Source organism: Kitasatospora sp. NPDC041917 (assembly GCF_055589745.1).
This window is the reverse complement of the sequence record NZ_JBVJBI010000006.1, coordinates 257454-278087: the sequence shown is the minus strand read 5'-3', so window position 1 is coordinate 278087 and position 20634 is coordinate 257454. Positions and strand designations below refer to the sequence as shown.

At 72.9% G+C, this 20634-nt stretch carries 20 protein-coding genes; 9 read left to right on the top strand and 11 right to left on the bottom strand.

The features are described from left to right. Positions 1-45 precede the first annotated feature (45 nt). The gene (locus ACZ6EM_RS10110; protein WP_465772206.1) at positions 46-1299 is read left to right on the top strand and encodes a peptidoglycan-binding domain-containing protein; all 1254 of its coding nucleotides are present in this window, start codon (positions 46-48) and stop codon (positions 1297-1299) included. Positions 1300-1355: 56 nt separating this feature from the next. Here ACZ6EM_RS10110 and ACZ6EM_RS10105 read toward each other — a convergent pair whose 3' ends face one another. The 4 genes from ACZ6EM_RS10105 to ACZ6EM_RS10090 all read right to left on the bottom strand — a co-directional run bounded on the left by ACZ6EM_RS10105 (position 1356) and on the right by ACZ6EM_RS10090 (position 6265). Continuing rightward, positions 1356-1940, bottom strand: coding sequence for a TMEM165/GDT1 family protein (locus ACZ6EM_RS10105; protein ID WP_387729587.1), 585 nt, complete (start codon positions 1938-1940; stop codon positions 1356-1358). 313 nt (positions 1941-2253) lie between these two features. Next, positions 2254-3039 carry an ABC transporter permease gene (locus tag ACZ6EM_RS10100; protein WP_452178904.1) on the bottom strand — a complete coding sequence of 262 codons (786 nt, stop codon included), beginning with the start codon at positions 3037-3039 and terminating at the stop codon, positions 2254-2256. 102 nt (positions 3040-3141) lie between these two features. Continuing rightward, the gene (locus ACZ6EM_RS10095; RefSeq protein ID WP_465772205.1) at positions 3142-4773 is read right to left on the bottom strand and encodes a dolichyl-phosphate-mannose--protein mannosyltransferase; all 1632 of its coding nucleotides are present in this window, start codon (positions 4771-4773) and stop codon (positions 3142-3144) included. A gap of 187 nt (positions 4774-4960) precedes the next feature. Next, the gene (locus tag ACZ6EM_RS10090) at positions 4961-6265 is read right to left on the bottom strand and encodes an MFS transporter (RefSeq protein ID WP_359907161.1); all 1305 of its coding nucleotides are present in this window, start codon (positions 6263-6265) and stop codon (positions 4961-4963) included. A gap of 144 nt (positions 6266-6409) precedes the next feature. On the opposite strand from ACZ6EM_RS10090, the gene ACZ6EM_RS10085 reads away from it, so the two are divergent. Then, positions 6410-6991 (top strand): MarR family winged helix-turn-helix transcriptional regulator, encoded by a 582-nt coding sequence (locus tag ACZ6EM_RS10085; RefSeq protein ID WP_359907163.1) that lies wholly within the window; start codon positions 6410-6412, stop codon positions 6989-6991. 124 nt (positions 6992-7115) lie between these two features. On the opposite strand, the gene ACZ6EM_RS10080 is transcribed toward ACZ6EM_RS10085, so the two are convergent. The 3 genes from ACZ6EM_RS10080 to ACZ6EM_RS10070 form a co-directional block, all read right to left on the bottom strand. Further along, positions 7116-8939: a glycosyl hydrolase family 18 protein gene (locus ACZ6EM_RS10080; RefSeq protein ID WP_465772204.1), complete on the bottom strand. Its 1824-nt coding sequence runs from the start codon at positions 8937-8939 to the stop codon at positions 7116-7118. 314 nt (positions 8940-9253) lie between these two features. Beyond that, positions 9254-9880: a hypothetical protein gene (locus ACZ6EM_RS10075; protein ID WP_401050819.1), complete on the bottom strand. Its 627-nt coding sequence runs from the start codon at positions 9878-9880 to the stop codon at positions 9254-9256. Between the two features lie 123 nt (positions 9881-10003). Next, positions 10004-10564 carry a DoxX family protein gene (locus ACZ6EM_RS10070; protein ID WP_359907172.1) on the bottom strand — a complete coding sequence of 187 codons (561 nt, stop codon included), beginning with the start codon at positions 10562-10564 and terminating at the stop codon, positions 10004-10006. 221 nt (positions 10565-10785) lie between these two features. Between ACZ6EM_RS10070 and ACZ6EM_RS10065 the strand changes: the two genes are divergently transcribed. Continuing rightward, positions 10786-11418, top strand: coding sequence for a MarC family protein (locus tag ACZ6EM_RS10065; RefSeq protein ID WP_387689547.1), 633 nt, complete (start codon positions 10786-10788; stop codon positions 11416-11418). 92 nt (positions 11419-11510) lie between these two features. On the opposite strand, the gene ACZ6EM_RS10060 is transcribed toward ACZ6EM_RS10065, so the two are convergent. After that, entirely contained in the window at positions 11511-12050 is a 540-nt protein-coding gene (locus tag ACZ6EM_RS10060; RefSeq protein WP_465772203.1) for an NADPH-dependent FMN reductase, read from the bottom strand. A gap of 109 nt (positions 12051-12159) precedes the next feature. Continuing rightward, the gene (locus tag ACZ6EM_RS10055; protein WP_359907181.1) at positions 12160-12621 is read right to left on the bottom strand and encodes an Lrp/AsnC family transcriptional regulator; all 462 of its coding nucleotides are present in this window, start codon (positions 12619-12621) and stop codon (positions 12160-12162) included. 187 nt (positions 12622-12808) lie between these two features. Between ACZ6EM_RS10055 and ACZ6EM_RS10050 the strand changes: the two genes are divergently transcribed. The 5 genes from ACZ6EM_RS10050 (at position 12809) to ACZ6EM_RS10030 (ending at position 17054) form a co-directional block, all read left to right on the top strand. Further along, the gene (locus tag ACZ6EM_RS10050) at positions 12809-13639 is read left to right on the top strand and encodes a tryptophan 2,3-dioxygenase (protein WP_452178900.1); all 831 of its coding nucleotides are present in this window, start codon (positions 12809-12811) and stop codon (positions 13637-13639) included. 113 nt (positions 13640-13752) lie between these two features. Continuing rightward, complete coding sequence (kynU, locus tag ACZ6EM_RS10045) at positions 13753-14979, top strand: kynureninase (protein WP_452178899.1); 1227 nt, start codon at positions 13753-13755, stop codon at positions 14977-14979. 65 nt (positions 14980-15044) lie between these two features. Further along, positions 15045-15680 carry a TetR/AcrR family transcriptional regulator gene (locus ACZ6EM_RS10040; RefSeq protein WP_359907188.1) on the top strand — a complete coding sequence of 212 codons (636 nt, stop codon included), beginning with the start codon at positions 15045-15047 and terminating at the stop codon, positions 15678-15680. Then, the gene (locus tag ACZ6EM_RS10035; RefSeq protein ID WP_465772202.1) at positions 15677-16441 is read left to right on the top strand and encodes an SDR family oxidoreductase; all 765 of its coding nucleotides are present in this window, start codon (positions 15677-15679) and stop codon (positions 16439-16441) included. The genes ACZ6EM_RS10040 and ACZ6EM_RS10035 overlap by 4 nt, the downstream gene beginning before the upstream one ends. A 115-nt stretch (positions 16442-16556) precedes the next feature. Then, positions 16557-17054, top strand: coding sequence for a F0F1 ATP synthase subunit B family protein (locus tag ACZ6EM_RS10030; RefSeq protein WP_465772201.1), 498 nt, complete (start codon positions 16557-16559; stop codon positions 17052-17054). A gap of 30 nt (positions 17055-17084) precedes the next feature. On the opposite strand, the gene ACZ6EM_RS10025 is transcribed toward ACZ6EM_RS10030, so the two are convergent. After that, positions 17085-18032 (bottom strand): hypothetical protein, encoded by a 948-nt coding sequence (locus tag ACZ6EM_RS10025; RefSeq protein ID WP_465772200.1) that lies wholly within the window; start codon positions 18030-18032, stop codon positions 17085-17087. Positions 18033-18108: 76 nt separating this feature from the next. On the opposite strand from ACZ6EM_RS10025, the gene ACZ6EM_RS10020 reads away from it, so the two are divergent. Then, complete coding sequence (locus ACZ6EM_RS10020) at positions 18109-18738, top strand: TetR/AcrR family transcriptional regulator (RefSeq protein ID WP_401054678.1); 630 nt, start codon at positions 18109-18111, stop codon at positions 18736-18738. Between the two features lie 188 nt (positions 18739-18926). On the opposite strand, the gene ACZ6EM_RS10015 is transcribed toward ACZ6EM_RS10020, so the two are convergent. Then, positions 18927-20381 (bottom strand): choice-of-anchor A family protein, encoded by a 1455-nt coding sequence (locus tag ACZ6EM_RS10015; protein ID WP_465772199.1) that lies wholly within the window; start codon positions 20379-20381, stop codon positions 18927-18929. Positions 20382-20634: the final 253 nt, after the last annotated feature.

Below are 20634 nucleotides of genomic sequence, written 5' to 3'. Positions count from 1 at the left end.
AACAGCCGCCCGCGAAGTCGACGCGAAACCGAGGAGGACCGGCCGATGCCGGACCAGCACTGCCCGACGTGCGGCACCGCACGCTCCACCGGGTGCGGCTGCGTCCCGGACCCGAGCCTCACCGAGACCGCCGTCCTGCCCCACATCGAGGGCCCGCCGCTGGTCCGCCCGTACGTCCCGCAGACCGCCGACCAGCTGGCCGACGAGACCCACCCGAACGCACCGGTGGTGGACCCGTTCGCGACCACGGTGCTGCCGCCCGTACCCCCGGGGCAGCCCGGGCCGCCGGCCGCTCCGCCGCTCGGACCGGACGCGGACGCGTACGCCACCACCGTGCTGCCGCCCGTCGCCCCGGGGCAGGCCCCGTTCGGGCCGGGCGTCGGTGCCCACCCGGGCGCCGACGGCTACGCGGACGCACATGCCTACCCGGGCGCCGACGGCTACCCGGCAGGCGACGGTTACCCGGCGGCCGACGGCTACCCGGACCCCGGCGCCCACCCGGAGGCGTACGCCACCACCGTGCTGCCGTCGGTCCCGCAACCGCGAACGCCGGCCTCGGGGCCGGCCGGGAACGAGATCGGCCTCTTCTCCGTCGGCCCGGCCTCCGACACCGGTCAGGCCGCGCCCGGGCCGGAGGCCGGTGGCGGACGGGCCGCCAGGAGGGCGGCCGAACAGGCCGACCGGCACCCGCTCGCCCGGCGCAAGGGGCTGCTCGCCGGGGTCGGCGCCGCCCTGGTGGCGCTCACCATCGGTGTCGCGTACGCCGTGACGCCCTCCAACGAGCCGCCGGCCAAGCAGGCGCAGCCGCTGCCGACGACCACCCTGGCGCCCGCGCCGGTGGACCCGCCCACCCTGGCGACGCCCGTCCCGAGCGCGGCGGCGCCGACCAGCGACGCGCCGAGCCCCACGCCCACCCCCACCCGCAAGCCGAGCCCGACGAAGACGGCCACCCCGCCCCCGGCCGTCGCTCCGACCGCCGAGGCCCCGGCCGCTCCCCCCGTCACGGCTCCCACGCCGACCGCACCGGCACCGAGCACCCCCGCCCCGACCCCGACGCCCACCGCCAGCTCGACGCCGCGCGTCCTGCAGTACGGAATGAGCGGCCCCGACGTCACGGCCCTCCAGCAGAAGCTCGCCGTCGTCGTCTGCTGGGCGAGTGTGCCGGTGACCGGGCAGTACGACGACACCACCGTGAACACCGTCGGCTACGTCCAGTGGATGTGGGACGTCAAGGGCGACAAGCGGGGCATCTTCGGCCCCAACACCCGTGCCGCCCTGGACAAGCACAGCACCTGCTGACCGGAACGGCCCGGCCGGCGGTCACCCCTCGGGCCGACCGCCGGCCGTCCCCCGGATCAGCCGGTGATCGCTCCGAAGATGCTGATGCCCGCCAGCACGACCATGATCGTCGCCGCCACCCGGATGATCAACTTCATCGGCACGTACTTGAGCAGCTTCTGCCCGCCCACGATGGCGACCCCGCCGACCGCGCACAGCGCCAGCCAGGAGCCGAGGCCGACGGCCAGCGGGTCGGCGTACTTGGCGGCCAGGTTGGCGGTCATGATCTGGGTCAGGTCACCGAACTCGGCGATCGCGACGACCACGAAACTGGCCCCGGCCACCTTCCAGAAGCTGTTCGAGGACGGCTCCTTGGCCGCGTGCTCGTCCTCGTCCTCGCCGCCGTGGAACAGCAGCATCGCCGCGCCGACCAGGAACAGCAGGCCGGTGACGCCCTCCACCCAGCGGTGCGGCAGCAGCGTGAGCAGGTGCCCGGCGACGAGCGCGAGGCCCACTTGGAGGGCGAAGGCGGCGGCGATGCCCGCGAAGACGTAGCTCGCGCGGTACTTGGTGCCGAGCACCAGGCTGGCCAGCGCGGTCTTGTCCGGCAGTTCGGCCAGGAAGATGATGCCGAAGGTCAACGCGGCAACGGTGATACTCATAGGAGTCCTCGGTCGGGCTGCCCGGCCTCCGCAGGTCCGTCAGGGGACGCTTCGGCCCGACAGCACTGGTCATGGTCACAGCACTGCGGCCGAAGGTCTCGCCGGCACCGCTCATCGAGCGGTACCCCGGGCGCCGGGCCCCTGGGGGCCAGTATGTCGACGGTCCGGTGGAGGGCTACTCCCCTTCAACGGCCCCAAGCGTACCCGACGGCGTCGAGCGATCCGCCCCGGGAGATCCACGGAGGTCGACGCGGATCGACGGGGATCGACGGAGTCCGACGGCGGCCAACGGCGCTCGACGGCGGTCGACCCCCTACCGGGCGCCCCCGTCCGGCTCGGCCGCGATCAGCCCGCGCCCGACCAGTTCCAGTACCACCACGATCGCCACCGACTCCACCGCCAGCAACCCGATCAGCACGAACAGCTGCACCGCCCCCGCCTGGACCGGCGAGGCCCCGCCCAGCAGCATCCCGACGAAGGCCCCGGGCAGGGTGACCAGGCCGACCGTCCGGGTCTGGTCCAGCGCCGGGACGAGCGAGGTCGCCGCCGCCGTCCGGCAGATCTCCAGCCGGGCGTCGCGCTCCTCGAAGCCGAGCGCCAGCGCCGCCTCCACCTCGCCGCGCCGCAGCCGCAGCTCGTCCAGGGCCCGCCGCCCGGCCAGCGAGGTCGCGCTGAGCGCCCCGCCGATCAGGATGCCCGCGACCGGGATGACGGACAGGCCCTCGGGCGGCAGCAGCCCGACGCCCAGCAGCAGGGCGAGCACCGGCAGCACCCCGGCGCCGATCGGGGCGGCCGCCCAGACCCAGGCCGGGCCCGGGGTCATCCGCCGTCCGGCGGTGCGCACCGCGACCGAGAACATCAGCACCACGAACAGCGCCGACCACCAGAGCGAACCGACCACCCAACTGATCACCGCGGCGACGGCGGCCAACTGCACCACGGCGCGCAGCCCGGCCCGCAGCACCGCGTGCCCGTGGCCGAGCAGTCCCCGCCCGGCCACCGCGACGGCGGCCAGCAGCAGCACGGCCGTGACCACCCCGAGCACCGGGGTGACCGGCAGCAGCTGGCCACCGGAGGCCGCCAGGTCCGCCGGGGCCATCAGATCCGGCCCCTTCGGATCCCACCGGTGCAGGTCCCACCCGCAGAGATCCCACCCGTGCAGATCCCATCCGTCCAGATCCGGCCCATCGGGCGCGGGCCCTCAGATCCAGCTGGTGAACCACATCCGGTCCTGCCAGGACGACATCGGGATCACCTCCGCCGTGTACAGCGGGTAGAAGAAGGCGAAGCAGCCGACGATCGCGAGCACGATCGCCCCGGCCCCGATCGCCCCGATCCGGCGTCGCTCGGGGGTGCATCCGGGCGGGCCGAGCACCGCCCCGAGCATCTGGGCGACGGCCAGGCACAGGAACGGCACCAGCACGACCATGTAGAAGGAGAAGATCGTCCGCTCCTGGTACCGGAACCAGGGCAGGTAGATCCCGGCCACCGCGCACAGCACCGCGCCCGAGCGCCAGTCCCGCCGGAAGAACCAGCGCCACAGCAGGTAGACCAGCGCGAAGCAGGCCGTCCACCACAGGAAGGGCGTACCGAGGCCGAGGATCTGCGAGGCGCAGCCGCCCGAGGAGGTGCAACCGCGCTGCCCGTACGGGATCTGCTCCCAGTACATCGAGACCGGGCGGCCGTCGACCAGCCAGGCGAAGGGGTTGGACTGGTAGGTGTGCGGGGTGCTCAGACCGGTGTTGAAGTCGTACATCTGCGAGTGGTAGTGCCACAGGCTGCGCAGTGACGCGGGCACCCAGCTCATCGGGACCTGCGGCAGCGGGATGCCGAGGACGCTGTCCGGGGAGAGCCCGGCGCGCCCGTCGGCCCAGTGCCGGTCGTAGCCGCCCCCGCCGGTCGGGCCGGAGCCGCCGGTGGCCAGCCAGCCGCTCCAGGCGCCGACGTACACCACCAGGGCGGAGCCGACCATGGCGAGGAAGGCGGGGGCGGCGTCCCGGCGCAGCATGGAACGCCAGGGGCGGCGGGCGCCGGCGGCGCGGCGGCCGGACTGGTCCCACAGGACGGTCAGGACGCCGAAGGCGGCGAGGATCGGGGCGCCGTTCCACTTGACCGCGCAGGCGGCGCCGAGGAGCACCCCGGCGGCGATCCGCCAGGGGCGCCACCCGAGCCGGACGGCGTCGCCGCCGACGGTCTCGGCGGCGACGGCGAGCCGGGCGCGGACGTGGTCGCGGTCGATCAGCAGGCTGCCGAAGGCGGCGAGCACGAAGAACATCTGGATGCCGTCGAGCAGGCCGACCCGGCTCATCACCAGTTGGAGGCCGTCCACCGACATCAGCAGCGCGGCGGTGCAGCCGATCAGGGTGGAGCCGAAGAGGCGGCGGCCGATCCGGGCCAGCATCAGCACGGTGACGGTGCCGAGCAGGGCGGTCATGAACCGCCAGCCGAAGGGGTTCAGTCCGAACAGCTGCTCGCCGACCGCCATCACCCATTTGCCGAGCGGCGGGTGGGCGATGAACTCGGGCGCGGAGGTCAGCGGGATCGACTGCGGGGCGGACAGGATGTCGGCGTTGGCGTGGTCGGGCCAGGTGCCCTCGTAGCCCTGCTGGAGCAGGGACCAGGCGTCCTTGGGGTAGTACGTCTCGTCGAAGACGAAGGAGTCGGGGTGGCCGAGGTTCCAGAACCGCAGCAGGCCGGCGAAGAGCGCCACGGCGATCGGTCCGAGCCAGCCGGAGCGGTCGGCCGCCCAGCGGACCAGGCCCCCGCGCGGGGCCGGTGCCGGGGCGGCGGTGGCCGGGGCCGCCGGTGGGTGCGTGAGCGCCGCTTGCGTCATAGCCTCGCCGATTCGCCTGTCTGCTCTGTCCGGGTCCTGGCTCCGCCCGGGTCGTGCCGCTCCGGCCGGGGCAGGGCGGTCAACAGCCACTGACACTATGTGGCGGTGCGCGCGAAGCCAAGCGCGACGGGCGCCGACCAGGTGACCTGGTCGGCGCCCGTTTCGAACCCCCTTGCCGCCCGTTCCGCTACGCGGCGGTCTGCAGCTCCCGGACCGGGACGGTGTGGACCACGGCCGGGGCCGCGTTGTCCTGCTCCGGCGTGAGGTACGGGCGCAGCCGCAGCGCCATGGCGACGATCAGCAGCGTGGAGCCCGCCATGGCCGCCAGGTAGAGCGGCCAGGTGCCGGAGCCGACCAGCAGCACGCCGACGGCCGGGCCGACCGCGATCGCGATCTGCTTCACCAGGGCGTACCCGGCGTTGTAGGTGCCGAGCAGCCGGGCCGGGGCGAGGTCCGCGACGATCGGGCCCATGGTGGGCGCGAGCAGCGACTCGCCGACTCCGAAGAGGGCGTAGATCGAGACGATGGCGACCGTGGCGGCCATGGTCTCGGTCCGTATCAGGCCGGCCACCAGGGCCATCGCCCAGGCGCCGAGCCAGACCACGCCGGCCGCGGCCATCGCGGTGGTGCGGCGGCGCTTGGCGGTGATCCGCACCATGAACATCTGCAGCACCACGATGGTCAGCGCGTTGGCGCCGATCGCGAAGCCCAGGGTGGAGGGTGCGGTGCCGACGGTGTCGGTGGCGAAGGCCGCGACGCCGGACTCGAACTGGCCGTAGCAGGTGAAGAAGATCAGCCCGGCGAGGATGCTGAGCCGCACCATCGCCTTGTCGGCGAGCAGGGCGCGCAGACCGGTCGGGCCGTCGGCCTTCCCGTGGACGGCGGTCAGCTGGGTCCTGGGCATCCGGGCGGTGCCGGTGACCAGGGCGAGGCCGAGGAACGTCACCGCCTCGATGGTGAACAGCCGGGTCAGGCTGGCCGGGTCCGACACGTTCACGATCTGCCCGCCGACCAGCGCACCGATGCCCATGCCCAGGTTGACCAGGGTGAACTGGAGCGCGAAGGCGTGCGAGCGGGTGGCCGCCGTGGAGCAGCGGACGATCATCGTGGCGAGCGCCGGCTGGCAGGTGGTGACACCGGCGCCGAACAGGAAGGAGGAGACCAGCAGGGCCGGGGTGCCGGTGGCGTGGCCGAAGGCGAACGCACCGGTGGCGGCGAGCGCCGTACCGGCCAGCAGCACCGGGCGGGGACCGTACCTGTCGATGCCGCGGCCAGTGAACGGCAGGACGGCGAGGGCCGCCAGCGCGAAGACGGTGAACACCATCCCGGCCGCCAGCGAGCCCAGCCCGCGCACCTGGTCCACGTACACGAACATGTACGGCATCGTGAACCCGCTGCCGAACGCACTGAGCGCGTTGCCGATCTGGACGCGGCGCAGCGGGCCGCCCGCTCCACGCCGCTGCTGCCTCTGCTGCTTCACCGTGCCGGTCACCGTGCACATCCCTTCCTGGTTTCAACTGGATACTCTTAAGTCCAGAAGATTTCAGAGCTAAAGTTTGACGAGATAAAGTCTTAGCACCCGAAGACTGCGGAGTCAAAGGCTTAAGGAGTGCACCCTCGTGCGACACTGGTCCGCATGACTACGGACAAGCCGCCGCCGGCTGCCGGCAAGCCCGCCCCGGCCACCCCCCTGGAGTTCGGCATCGCCGAGCAGGTGGCCCTCTACCAGCGGGAATTCCCCACCGTCGACCCCCAGGTGGAGACGATCGTGCAGACCCTCAACCGGGTCTCCCGGCGGATGGGCGTGGCGTACGACCGGCAGCTGACTGTGCTCGGAATCACCTCCGCCGAGTGGGAGGTGCTCAAGGCGCTGGTGGTGTCCGGCAGCCCGTACCGGCTCGGGCCGGGCGAGCTGGCCAAGCGCCTCGGGCTCACCCCGGCGGCGATGACGCACCGGATCGACCGGATGGTGGCGGACGGGCTGGTCACCCGGGAGCGGGACGAGACCAACCGGGTGCGGGTGATCATCGAGCTCACCGAGACCGGCCGCGACAAGTGGCTGGAGTCGATGCGGATGGCCGCGGTCTTCGAGGAGGAGCTGCTCCAGGACGTCGTGGGCGAGGAGCGGACCGCGCTCTCCGCGATGCTGGGCCGGATGCTGCGGCGGATCGAGGAGAGCCGGCCGGACGCGCTCGGGCGCACCGCCGGCCTGGACTGACCCCGGGAGGCCGGGGAACGCGAAACGGGTCCGGCCCGCCGGGAGGATGCTCCTCCCGGCGGGCCGGACCCGTCGCTTCAGGTGCTGCGAGGATCCGTCAGGCCCTCGGCGGTCCGGTGGACCGTCAGCAGGGGCCGTTGTCGGTCCAGACGCCCCACTGGCCGCTCAGGCTCGGGTCGTCGCCCTTGGTCCACCACTTGTTGGTGTAGTAGTGGCCCTTCCACGAGACCTTGGTGCCGCCGGCCGCGTAGGTGGTGTTGGTGTCCCAGCTCGGGGCGGCCGGGCAGGAGGCCGGCGTGGTCGGGGTGCCGGTCGGGGTGCCCGTGGGGGTACCGGTCGGCGTACCCGTGGGGGTGCCGGTCGGCGTGCCGGTGGGGGTGCCGGTGGAGGTCGGGGTCGGCGTGCCGGTCGGCGGGGCCGGGCAGGCGGAGGCGGAGCCGTTGGTGGCGCTCACCATCTTGTCGAACAGGGCGGTCTTGGTGCCCAGGTCGTACAGCGAGAAGGCGAAGGAGCCGCCGAGGCCGTTGCAGTGCGCGTAGTCGAGCTTGGCCTGGATGGACTTGGCGTCCTCACCGCTCCAGAAGGTGTTGCCGTCGTAGAAGTACGTGGCCTGGGCCCCGTCGTCCCAGAAGGTCTTGGACGGGTTGTCGACGAAGCCCGCGAGCTCCTTGTACATCTGGATGCCGGGGACGTTGCCGGACATCGCCGCGCCGGCCGCCGGCTGGGTGGCGGGCTGGTACAGGCCGTGCTTGCCGTTGTCCTTCACGCCGGTCCAGCCGCGGTAGTAGAACGGCACACCCATGTTGATCTTGTTGGCGGGGAAGCCGCCGGGGATGCCGTACTCCTTGTCACCGGCCGTCCACGCCTTGATCGCGTTGTCGATCGAGTACTTCCCGTTGCCCGGCTTGGCCGGGGTCGACGGGTCGTCCGGGGTCGAGTAGAGCGCGGCCTGGTGGTTGGTCGGCCCCTGGGCGTCCCAGCCGCCGTGCATGTCGTAGGTCATGACGTCGAGGAAGGTCAGGTACTGACCGATCTTGTCGGTCTCGACGTTCATGATCTTGTCCTGGCCGGCGCCGACCGCCGCCGACAGGGCGTAGGTCTTCTTGTCCGCCGCGCCCTGCGCGTCCAGCTGGGTGCGGAACTCCTTCAGCAGGGCGGTGAAGTTCTGCTTGTCCGCCGGGCTGGAGAGGTTGCCGGTGTGGCCGCCGCCGCCCGGGTACTCCCAGTCGATGTCGATGCCGTCGAAGACGCCGGCCGCCGAGCCGGGGCCGCCGAAGCCGGCGTCGCTGGGCAGGTTGCCCTTGATGAACATGTCGATGCAGGACGACACCAGGTGCTTGCGCGAGGCGTCCGTGGCGGAGGCCGGCGAGAAGTACTTGGAGTAGGTCCAACCGCCCAGCGAGAGCAGGACCTTGAGGTTCGGGTTCTTCGCCTTCAGCTTCTTCAGCTGGTTGAAGTTGCCCGCGATCGGCTGGTTCCAGACGTCGCCGACGCCGTCGACCGAGATGTCCGCGCCGAAGCTCTTCTGGTAGTCGGCGAACGCGTCGCCCGCGCCGTCACCCGCGTTGGGGTTGTTGTCGTTCCCGTCGGCGGCCTTGGTGGCCTCGAAACAGCCCAGGTCGGTCGGGTGGATGTTGGCGAAGGAGTAGATCATGTAGTCCAGGTTCTTGGCGACGCCGGTGTCCTGGATCGTCTTGGGGTAGTACGCGTTCGCGTAGACCGACCACTGGTCGAAGTAGGCGACCTTGATGCCGCCGCTGGTGGCGGGCGCGCCGGTGGAGTTGGTGGTCGCGGCGTTGGCCGCGCCGCCGCCGGACAGCGCGAGGCCGGCGCCGAGCAGCAGGGAGGCGGTGGTGCCGGCCGCGATGGCGGCCATGCTCTTCGGGCGGCGTCGGCGGCCGCCCTGCGGCGCCGGGGTCCCGGCCCTTTCAATGCGTGAGCGCAGCATGGGTGCGTGACTCCTGGTTGTGGGGGTTCCCGTCGTCCCGGGGGCGCGCGTCCGGGGTGGGGCCGGACGACCGGGACATGACAGGTGTGGGTGGGGAATCGAGCGGGATCAGACCATGACGGACTACCGGGATGTGCCGAACCGGCGCCCGCGGCACGAGGCCGCTGACGCCGGTTCAGGGGCTCCCTGCACCTGGGCAATAAAAATGGACTAGACCAACTCACCCGTCAAGGGGTGCCGTTGGGCCTTGAGACCCGCTTAAGGTTCCACCCCCGCGCCGAGCTGGGCTGCCGCGTCCCGGGACGGCCCCGGAGTCAGTAACGGACGGCGTTGGCCACCTCGGCCTTGACCGTGCCGGAGAGGTCCCGGTGGGCGTGCGCGGTGGCCTGGGAGCTCTGCCCGACCGCCACGTCCTGAATGGTCACCGCGGCCGCGTCCATCACCTTGCCCGACTCGTCGGTGAAGTTCACCTGGATCACGTACCGGTACGACTGCTGCCCGTGGTTGGTGACGGTCAGCGGCACCTGCGGCTTGCCGTCCGAACCGGTGGTCACCGCCCCGGCGGTGACGTCCCCCTTGGCGTCCAGCCCGCCCTTGATCCCGGAGACGGCCGAGGAGGCCGCCGACACCGCTGCCGAGGCCTGCGCCTCGGCCGAGGCGATCGCGGACCCCGCCCCGCCGGCCGCCGAGCCCAGCGCCGAGGCGGCGGAGGCGACGGCGCTCGCGCCCTTCTCCACCGCGGACGCCGCCGCGGAGGCCACGCCGCTCACGGTCTTCCCGGAGGAGGAACAGCCCGCGAGCGCCGCCGTACCGACCACCGCCGCGACCAACACCCCCGCCACCGCCCGGCGTTGGTGACGCACCGGTGGTGCGTCCAGGTCCTGCGCGGTGACCCTCGGCGGGGTCGGGGAGCTGGCTCGGGTGAGCGGCTGGCGGTCCATGCGGTCCCTCGTTTCCGGTCGGCGCCGGGCTGCCCGGCGCACCTCCACGCCCACCCTCCGAGGGCCGCGGAGCCGCCGCCAGCAGGGCTGCTGCCTCCGGGTGAGCCGGGCCGGGAGAGCGCGTCAGGACAGCCCCGAGCCCTCCTGGGAGTCCGACTCCACCGCGGCCCGCTCCTCGCGCAGCCGCACCAGGTGGCGGCGCCGCGCGACGACGCCGTACGCCCCGGCGGCGCTCGCCACGAAGGAGGCCAGGCCGAGCCACGGCCGGTCGAAGACGTGGCCGGTCAGGTGGTCCAGCGAGTACCGGCCGGCGCCCGCCAGGCCGAGCGCCAGCCCGGTCGCACCGAGGAAGGCCGGGTACTCGTAGCCGCCGGACATCGCGAAGAAGCCGGCCGGGGCGTGCACCGACACCGCGCCCGCCATCGTCCCCGCCACCACCGCGCCGGCCGCCGGGGTCGCCAGCCCGGCCACCAGCAGCGCGCCGCCGCCCGCCTCGCCGAGGCCGGCCGCCAGCGCGCTCTGCCGGGCCGGGTGGAAACCCATCTGCTCCATGGCGTGGGTGGCGCCCTCCAGGCCGCCGCCCCCGAACCAGCCGAACAGCTTCTGGGTGCCGTGCGCGATCAGCACGCCGCCGACCGCGCCGCGCAGGGCCAGCAGGCCCAGGTCCTTACGGTTCAGGCACATGTCGCATCCTCGCTTCCGCGGCGGAGTGACCCCGCTCGGTGACAGTGGTGACGGTCCTGCCTCCATAGCAACCGAGGGCGCCCGTCCCTTCGAGCCGGGGCCGCCATCCGGGCGAATTCGGCCGCGACCGGGAATGAACCGCCGGCGGGGTGATCCACGCCGCGCCCGGCCGCGGGGCGTGGCGGACCGGCTGCCCGGGGCCCCGAGGTCATGCTTGGCCCATGTTCGTCTTCAACCTGGGCAGCGCCTTCATCACCTTCTTCGCCGTGGTCGGCCCGCCGAAGACCCTGCTGGCCTTCGCCCGGCTGGCCGGGACCCGCAGCAACCGGGAGCTGCGCCGGCTGGCCGCGCTGAGCACGGCCATCGCGGCGGTGATCGGCCTGGTACTAGGCTTCGGGGCCGACGAGCTGACCACCCTCTTCCACATCAGCGACCAGTCGCTCCAGCTCGCGGGCGGGGCGATCTTCTTCGTCTACGCCGTCGCCCTGGTCTTCGGCGTCCACCTCGGCTCGGACGCCGACGACGACGAACACCTGTCGAACCCGCTGGTGGACGGCATCCGCGAGCTGCTGCTGCCGTACATCGCCAGCCCGCTCGCCATCACGGCCGTCCTGGTCGCCTCGCTCAACCAGGACAACCTGGGCTGGAAGGCCGCCGTCTCCGGGGCGTACGTGGCCGTCGCGGTGATCAACTACCTCTGTGTGGCGGTGCTCGCGCCGCTGATGCGACGCACCCACCGCACCTCGCTGGAGGTGCTGTCCCGGCTGCTCGGGCTGCTGCTGGCGGCGGTCGGCGTCGAACTGTTCCTGGAGGGCCTGGCCGGGCTGGGAGTGCACCTGCCGGAGGGGCACTGAGCCCGCCACCGCACCCGCACCCGCACCGGGCTGACGGGCGCCGAACGGCGCTGACCGGCCCTGAACGGCGCCGAGCCCGGCGCCCGCCCGGGTCAGCCGGCCGCGAGGCGTGCCAGCACCTCGCCGATCCGCTCGCGGACCAGTGGATCGGCGACCAGCCCGTCCGGGCCGACCGCGCCGCGCTCCAGCGGAAGCCGGACGCAGGCCTCGTCCAGCACGGCCGCGCCGGTGTAGCCGAGGACGGTGCGCAGGGTGGCCTCGGCCCCCTGGCCGCGGCCCGGACCGGCGGCGTTGATCCAGCCGGTGGGCTTGTCCGAGATCTCGATCCCGCCGACCGTCCAGTCCAGCAGGTTCTTGAACGCGCCCGGCAGCGTCCCGGCGTACTCGGGGGTGCAGACCAGCAGCGCGTCGGCCGCCTCGATCGCGGCCCGCAGCTCGGCCACCGGCTCCGGCAGCGGGTCGGTGTCGTGGTCCGGGTTGAAGTGCGGCAGCCCGGCCAGCCCGGCGTAGTACGTGGTCCGCAGGCCCGGGGCGGCCGCGGCCACGGCGGCCACGGTGCGCAGCACGGTCTCGTTGGTGGAACCGGCTCGCAGGCTCCCGGGCAGCAGCAGGATGTGGCGCTCGTTCGGCATGCCGGGCAACCTACTCCTTGACGTCCGCGTCAAGGACAGCCGCCCGCCGCCCGCCCCGTCATCGGCACCGGCCGTGGACCAGTGACAGTGGCAGCGGCAGCGGCAGCGGTCAGCGCGGCACCACCGGCCGCCAGGGCACCGGGCTGGAGAGGATCATCGAGCTGGACGGCTGGCCGTAGCTTCCGAGCCGGTCGCACACCGCCTCGAACTCGGCCATCGTCGACACCGCGACCAGCAGCACGCAGCACGCCCCGCCGGTGACCCGGTGCAGCTGGACCACCTCCGGCCAGGTCGGCACCTCCGGATCGCGCAGCACGCAGCGCGGGCCGTAGCACTGGATCTGGACCAGCGCGGTGATCGGCAGCCCGGCCCGGGTGAGGTCCACGTGGGCGTGGTAGCCGCTGATCACCCCCTCGGATTCCAGCCGGCGGACCCGTTCGGCCACCGCGGGTGCGGACAGGCTCACCCGGCGGGAGAGTTCGTTGTACGAGAGCCGGGCGTCGGCCTGGAGCTCGGCGAGCAGGCGGCGGTCAACGGCGTCCAAGGCGACCTCCCGGGTGGTCGGGATCAAGGGATTTCCATTCGTAAAGCGAATCGGCGGAACGCATCGCGAACGACAGCTCCGAAGGCGGTTGCGATGCCCGTCGACCATTCAAACGGGGGGCACCGCCGCCGCACAATGGGCACCCGGTGGAACCCGGCAGTCCGGCTGGTTCACCGGACCGGGCGATGCGGCCCGGAGGATCAGGAGGATCGGGATGGGGCACGACACGGTGGAGACACCCAACCTGTCGTTCGGCCGGGGCGGAGCACCGGGCCGGGGCACCCCGTACGCCCAGTACGTGCGTCTGGAGGAGCTGCACGGCCTGCAGCACCCGCGCAGCAAGGAGCCGGCCGAGCTGTCGTTCATCGTCACCACCCAGGTGATGGAGCTGCTGTTCGACCTGCTGCGGCACGAGTGGACGCTCGCCCGGCAGGCACTGCGCGAGGACGACCTGCCCGCCGCGCTGGCCGCGCTGCGCCGGGGCACCCACGTGCAGGACGTACTGGTGGAGTCCTGGGACCTGCTGGCCACCATGACCCCGCACGAGTTCAACTCCTTCCGCTCGCTGTTCGGCGAGGCCTCCGGCTTCCAGTCCGCCGCCTTCCTGCGGCTGGAGTTCCTGCTCGGCAACAAGAACGCCGCACTGCTGAAGATGTACGACGGGATGCCCGACACCCAGGCCGAGCTGACCGAGGCCCTGCGCTCCCCCGGCCTGTACGACGAGGCGCTGGCGCTGCTGGCGCGCCGCGGCCTGGCCCCGCACCGGGCGCCCTCCGAGGAGCGCCACCAGCCGTCCGCGGAGGTCGAGGCGGCCTGGCGGCGGGTGTACACCGAGCCGGAGTTCGCCGCGCTCCAGCCGCTCGGCGAGGCCCTGTTGGACGTGGCCGAGCGGGTCACCCGCTGGCGCCAGCGCCACCTCTCGGCGGTCAAGCGGACCATGGGCGGCAAGCCCGGCTCGGGCGGCTCCAGCGGACTGACCTGGCTGCGCAAGTCGGCCGAGCAGGACGTGTTCCCGGAGCTGTGGACGATCCGGGACGGGCTGTGACGGAGCGGGCCGTGACGGAGCTTGATGCGACAAGGCTTGATGCGACAGAGCGCGATGCGACGGGACGGGCAGGGACGGAGCGGGCTGTGGGCGAGGGGCACGAGAGGACGGGCATGACCACGCGCGAGGACTGCGCGGCGCTGGACGCCGTCGACCCGCTGGCGGCGTTCCGCAAGGAGTTCGCCCTGCCGGACGGGGTGATCTACCTGGACGGCAACTCGCTGGGCGCGCTGCCGGTGCGCACGCCCGAGCGGGTGCGCCGGGTGGTCGAGGAGGAGTGGGGCCGGGAGCTGATCCGCAGCTGGAACGACGCCGGCTGGTTCGAGCAGCCGTACCGGCTGGGGCAGCGGATCGCGCCGCTGATCGGCGCCGGTCCGGCGGAAGTGGTCGTCTGTGACACCACCTCGGTCAATCTCTTCAAGGTGCTGTCGGCCGCGCTGCGGCTGCGCCCGGGCCGGCGCACCGTGCTCGGTGACGCCGAGGCCTTCCCCACCGACCTGTACATCGCCGAGGGCGTGACCGGTCTGGTCGAGGGCTCGCGCAGTGCACTGATCCGCCCCGAGGAGCTGGACCGGCATCTGGACGGGGACGTGGCCGCGGTCGTCCTCTCGCACGTGGACTACCGCACCGGCGAGCTGCTGGACATGGCCGGCATCACCGCCCGGGTGCAGGCCGCGGGCGCCCTGATGATCTGGGACGTGTGCCACTCGGTGGGTGCGCTGCCGGTCGAACTCGGCGCCGCCGGCGCGGACTTCGCGGTCGGCTGCACCTACAAGTACCTGAACGGCGGCCCCGGTTCGCCGGCCTTCCTGTACGTCGCCGAGCGGCACCTGGCGGCCGGTCCGCTCCAGCCGCTGAGCGGCTGGTTCGGCCACGCCCGGCCGTTCGCCTTCGAGCCCGGGTACGACCCGAAGCCGGGCATCGGCCGGTTCCTCACCAGCTCGCCCTCGCTGCTCGGCCAGGCCGCCCTCGACGCCTCGCTGGACGTCTGGGAGCGGGTCGACCAAGCGGCGGTGCGGGCGAAGAGCCTGGCGCTGACCGACCTGTTCGTCTCGCTGACCGAGGGGCTGGACGGCGTCGAGGTGGCGACCCCGCGCGAGCACGCCCGGCGGGGCAGTCAGGTCGCGCTGCGGCACGCCGACGGCTACCCGGTGGTGCAGGCCCTGATCGAGCGCGGGGTGATCGGCGACTTCCGCGCACCGGACCTGATGCGCTTCGGCTTCACGCCGCTCTACGTGTCGTACACCGAGGTCTGGGACGCGGCCCGGCAGCTGGCCGAGGTGCTGGAGAGCGGTGAGTGGCGGGCGGAGCGTTTCTCCCGCCGGGGCGAGGTGACGTAGGCCGGGGACCGGGACCGGGCCTGCCTCCTTTGCCATTAATAATGCGCAGCATTAATCTTGCGCGCATGGCAAGGACATCGGCGGGCCACGAGACCCGCGAGAGGCTGCTGCGGGCGGCGGAGGAACTCTTCGCCACCCGCGGCGTGGAAGCCGCCCTGACCAGGGACATCACCCGACTGGCCGGACAGAGCAACCCGTCCGCCGTGCAGTACCACTTCGGCTCCCGCGAGGGCCTGCTCGACGCGATCATGGCCGGCCGCCAGGAACGCGCCGAGCAGGCCCTCGCGCCGCGTCTGCCCGCCCTCGCGGACGCGGACCTGCCCGGACTGCTCGGCGCCCTGGTCGCGGCCGAGGCCACCGAACTGCGCACCGAACAGGGCCGGCACTGCCTGCGGATCTCCGCGCAGGTCAGCCACAACAGCGGCGTCCGCACCCGGACCCCGCACCCGACGCTGGCCGGCGGCGGCTACTGGCGCCTGATCGAGCTGGTCGAGGACCGTATCTCCGCCCTGCCGGAGCCGATCCGGCTGGAACGGATCGACCTGGTCCTCACCCTGATCGGTGCGGCCCTCGCCGACCGGGCGCAGCAGTACCTCACCGGCTCCACCCCCCTGACGGACGAGGAGACCTTCCTCGCCGACCTGGTGACGATGTCCGCCGCCATGCTCTCCTCCCCCACCCCCCGAAGGAGCAGGTCATGAACGACCTCACCGGCAAGACCGTCATCGTCACCGGCGGCGCCCGCGGCCTGGGCGCCGAGGCCGCCCGGCTCGCCGTCGCGTCCGGCGCCAACGTGGTGATCACCGACGTCCTGGAGGAGGACGGCAGGACCACCGCCGCCGAACTCGGCGAGCGGGCGCGGTTCGTACGCCACGACGTGACCTCCGAGGAGGACTGGCAGCGCGTGGTGGACTTCGCGGTGGCGGAGTTCGGCGCCCTGCACGGCCTGGTCAACAACGCGGGGATCTCCACCGGCACGCTGCTCGCGGACGAGAGCGTCGAGCACTTCCGCAAGGTCCTGGACATCAACCTGACCGGCGTGTTCATCGGGATGAAGACCGCCGTCCCGGCGATGCGCGCGGCCGGCGGCGGCTCGATCGTCAACATCTCCTCGGCGGCCGGCCTGATGGGCCTGGCGCTCACCGCCGGCTACGGCGCCTCCAAGTGGGGCGTGCGCGGCCTCAGCAAGATCGGCGCGGTCGAGCTGGGCACCGAGCGGATCCGGGTCAACTCGGTGCACCCGGGCATGACGTACACCCCGATGACCGCCTCGGTCGGCATCCGGCGCGGCGAGGGCAACTACCCCAACACCCCGATGGGCCGGGTCGGCGAGGCGCCCGAGATCGCCGGCGCCGTGGTCTACCTGCTCTCCGACGACTCCTCCTACGTCACCGGCGCCGAGCTGGCGGTGGACGGCGGCTGGACCGCCGGCCCGACCGTCAAGTACGTCATGGGGCAGTGAGCCCCCCGGCCGCCCGGGCCGCCGTGACGCAGCTCATGTCCGGGCCGAGTTCGACCGGCGTCACCCCTGGGGAAGCTTCCGACCGACGGAACGTCATACCCTGGGGAGGTAACGCGTGACGCTCGAACTCGGCCCGCTCAAGCCCGAACCGGCCCCACTGGTCCTCGGCCTGGCACTGTTCTTCCTGCTGCTGTGGGTGCTCGGCCGCCACTTGCTCCCCCGGATCGAACGGGTGCAGTCCGAACGCTGGGAGGCCACCGAGGGTCGCACCGAACGCGCCGAGGCCCTGCTCGCCGAGGCCGAGGCCACCCGGGAGGCCCGCCTGCGGGAGCTGGCCGAGGCCCGCCACGAGGCGGCCCGGATCCGGGAGGAGTACGCCGAGCGCGGCGCGGCGACGATGGTCGCGGCCCGCGCGGAGGGCATTCGCGACCGGGACGAACTGCTCGCCACCGGCCGCGCCCGGATCGCCGCCGACCGGGCCGAGGCGGCCCGCCTGCTGCGACAGGACGTCGGCGAGCTGGCCGTCGCCCTGGCCGGCCGGGTGATCGGCGAGCCGGTGGACGCCGTCGCCGCACAGCGCCGCACGGTGGAGCGCTTCTTCGAGGCGAACTAGCGGAACCGGCCGGCTCTCGTCAGCCCGCCGTCAGCCCCTCGTCAGCTCCTCGACCAGCGCGCGGTACACCGCGAAGGCCGGCTTGGGCGTGTAGTCGTCGCGCATCAGGCCGAAGTGCGGGAACAGCCCGGCGCCCGCACTGTCCGCGTCCCGCAGGGCGAAGAACGCGTAACCAATGACATTGAGTTCGGTGGCGAGCCCGGCGACCGTCCGGACCACCTCCGCCACCACCCCGGCCTGCCGCGCCTCGCTCCGCCCGGGGCCGGTGGGCCAGCCGTTCTCGCAGATCCGCAGCGGAACACCGGGCCCGATCCCGGCTCCGGGCAGCGTGTCCCGGCGGAAGCCGGTGAGCACCGCCCGTACCGCGTCGGCGAGTCGACCGGGTGGGACGGGACGGAAGACGTCCGGGAAGAAGTCCAGGCCTACGTAGTCCAGGGCACGGTGGAAGCGCTCGTCGGCGAGCCGGCCGAGCTCGGGCCAGAAGGTGTCCGCGGAGTCGAAGGAAGGCACCGCGTTGAAGCCGACGGCCAGCCGGTCGAATCCCCGGGCCAGCGCCTCCTCCTTCGCCGCGATCACGCCTTCGACCAGCGCCCGGCGGACGTTGGGGATGCTGCCGTCCACGGGCGGGAGGTCCAGGTTGGGCTCCTCGCAGATCTGGAGCAGCCCGAGGCGGTGTCCCTCCGCGCGGACCGTCCGCCGGACGAAGTCCAGCCAGCCCGCCAACTCCCCGCCACGATCCCGGTACTGGACCACCAGGTCGAGCCGGCGTCCCTCGACGGCGTACTGCTCGGGCCGCGCGGGGGTGTGCTCGCCGCCCGGGTAGGAGCGGTAGGCGCGGACCAGGAACTCCGCCGCACCGCCCTGGAGTTCGCGCAGGGCGGCGGTGATCCGGGCCGGGTCGTCGGGGCGGACGGGCGCGATCACGCCGGTGTCGTCACCGGCCAGTCCGCCGGGGTAGATGCCGAAGGTGAAGGTCATGCCGCCACCGTAGCGGATATTTTTGGTGTCACTGCAACTTTGGAGTGACACCATGCACTGCGGATAGGATCCGGCCATGGGACTTCGCGAACTCAAGAAGCAGCAGACCCGGGAGCTGCTCTCCGACACCGCCATGGGCCTGTTCGCCGAACGCGGCTTCGACCGGGTCACGGTGGTCGAGGTGGCCCGGGCCGCCGGGGTCTCACCGAACACGGTCTTCAACTACTTCCCCACCAAGGAGGACCTGTTCTTCGACCGGCAGGAGGAAGTCGTCGCCCACCTGGCCGGGGTGGTCCGGCGCCGCCCCGCGGGCAGCTCGGCCGTGGACGCCGTCCGGGCCGACCTGCTGGCGGCCTTCGCGAGCGGGGAGCCGACGGTCGGACTGCATCCGGGGATGGCGGCGTTCTGGCGGATCGTCGAGGACAGCGCCGCACTCCGGGCCCGGCTGCTGGAGCTCGGCGAACGGGCCGAGGCGGCGCTCGCGGCCGCCCTGGCCGAGGAGTCGGGAGCCGCGCCGGAGGACCCGCTCCCCCGGATCGTGGCCGGAGCCGTCACGGGGGCCCACCGGGCGGTGCTCGGCGAGATCCGGCGGGCCATGGTGGCCGGGGAGCCGGCCGAAGCCGTGCGGGCCCGGGTCGAGGCGGCGGTCGACCGGGCCTTCGGCCTGCTCGCCTCGGGCCTCGCCCACTACCCGTCCGAGCGGTAGGCGGCCGGGGCCGGGGAACGGCGCGCCGGAGGAAACGGGAGACGCGGACGGGGGCCACGAACGGGGACGGGCCGGGACCGGGGGCCGGGGGCCGGAACGAAACCGGGACGGCGCAGGCCGCCCGGTCGAGTCGACCCGGGCGGCCTGCGCCGCTGTTCGGCTGTTCGGCTCCTCAGCCGTACGGACCGTCAGCCGTGGCGGCCGCGACGACGACGGGCGGCCAGCACGGCCAGGCCGCCGAGGCCGAGCAGGCCGACGCCCGCCACGCCGAAGACCACCGGGGCGTTGCCCGCGCCGGTGGAGGGCAACTCACCGCCGCCACCGGGGTGGTGGCTGGTCGGCTGCCCGGTCGGACGGTGGCTGGTCGGGGCCGGACCGGCACTCGACGTCGTCGCACTGGCCGACGGCGAGGTCGGCGCGGGTGAGGTCGGCGACGGGGACGTCGGGGTGGGAGACGTCGGCGACGGCGACGTCGGGCTCGGAGACGTCGGCGACGGCGACGTGGGGGACGGTGAGGTCGGCGACGGGGACGTCGGGCTCGGAGATGTCGGGGACGGCGAGGTCGGCGAGGGCGAGGTCGGCGAGGGCGAAGGCGTCGGTGAGGTCGGCGACGGGCTGGGCGTCACGACGCAGTCCGGCAGGTCGCCGTCGAACGGGTAGCTGTGGATCTCGTAGCCGCCGGTGCCGGTGTGGATCAGGTTGCCCGCGAGGTACACCCGGCCGTTCATGCCCGGCTGGGCGATGGTCGTGGTGCCGCCGGGGTTGCCGGCCATGACCGAGCCCTGGAACTGGGCGCTGCCGAGGATCTGCGCCGAGGTCGCGGTCGGGAAGTTGTACATGAGCTTCGAGCGCATGTCGGTGGTCTGGTCGCCGGCCAGCCCGGTACCGGTGTAGGTGTTGATGATCGGGCTGTCCCCGAGCATGTTCACCACGACGGTGGCGCCGGCCGGGATGTTGTTGAAGACCAGGCCGATCTGCCCGCCGGACGGCGAGGCGAGGTTCTGGGTGACGTTGAAGACCTGCTTCATGCTGGTCCCGTCACCGGTGAAGGTCGCCTGACTGGAGGAGATGTCGACGGTGCCGGTCGCGGTGGCCCGGCCGACGCAGTCGGAGACCTCCTCGATCTGGGTCAGCACCGTCTGGTACGGCGCGGCGGCGTTCGGGTCCTGGATCGACTCGCCGGTGGGGTCGATGTTCACGGTGCCGGTGACGGAGCCCGCGTGCCGCAGGTTGCCGAAGGCCGGCCCGTGCGAGTCACTGCCGCCGATCAGGATCGCGTTGCCGGTCACCACGTCGACGTTGCCACCGGTGGTCACGAAGTCGCTGCCGTTCGGCGGCACCACGCGCGAACCGACACCGACGACGCCCATGTTGTAGATGCCGCCGCCGTTCTTGTCGACGGTCAGGTTCCCCAGCGCGACGATCTTGCCCTCGGCCTCCGCGGCCCGGCCGTTCACGGTGTAGTTGCCACCGGTGAAGACGTTGATGGTGGAGTCGCGGCCGGTGAAGTCGCCGTTGTTGGGCGGCGGCCAGGTGGCGGGGCAGTCGGGTCCCGTGCAGGCGCCCAGCGGCGGGGCCAGCGGAGCGGCCGAACCGACCGTCAGCACCGCGGCCAGCGGCAGCGCGGTGACGGCGGTCGCCACCGCGATCCTGATGGCCCGGCGCCCGCGCGTCGCCGGAGTTCTCACGGCGGTCGTTCTGTGATCCGGCGAACCGGTGGCCTGATCCATCGACAATTCCTCCGTGCACGAGAAAAGGGCGAGACCGGATGACCCGCCACGTTCCATACGATCTGCTGGCGATCCCATAGATCCGGGATATCCAATACCAAAACGGACTTATCGCAGCCTACAGACCCTCAGATCGGATCCGAAACTCATACGTACGGAGCAGGGA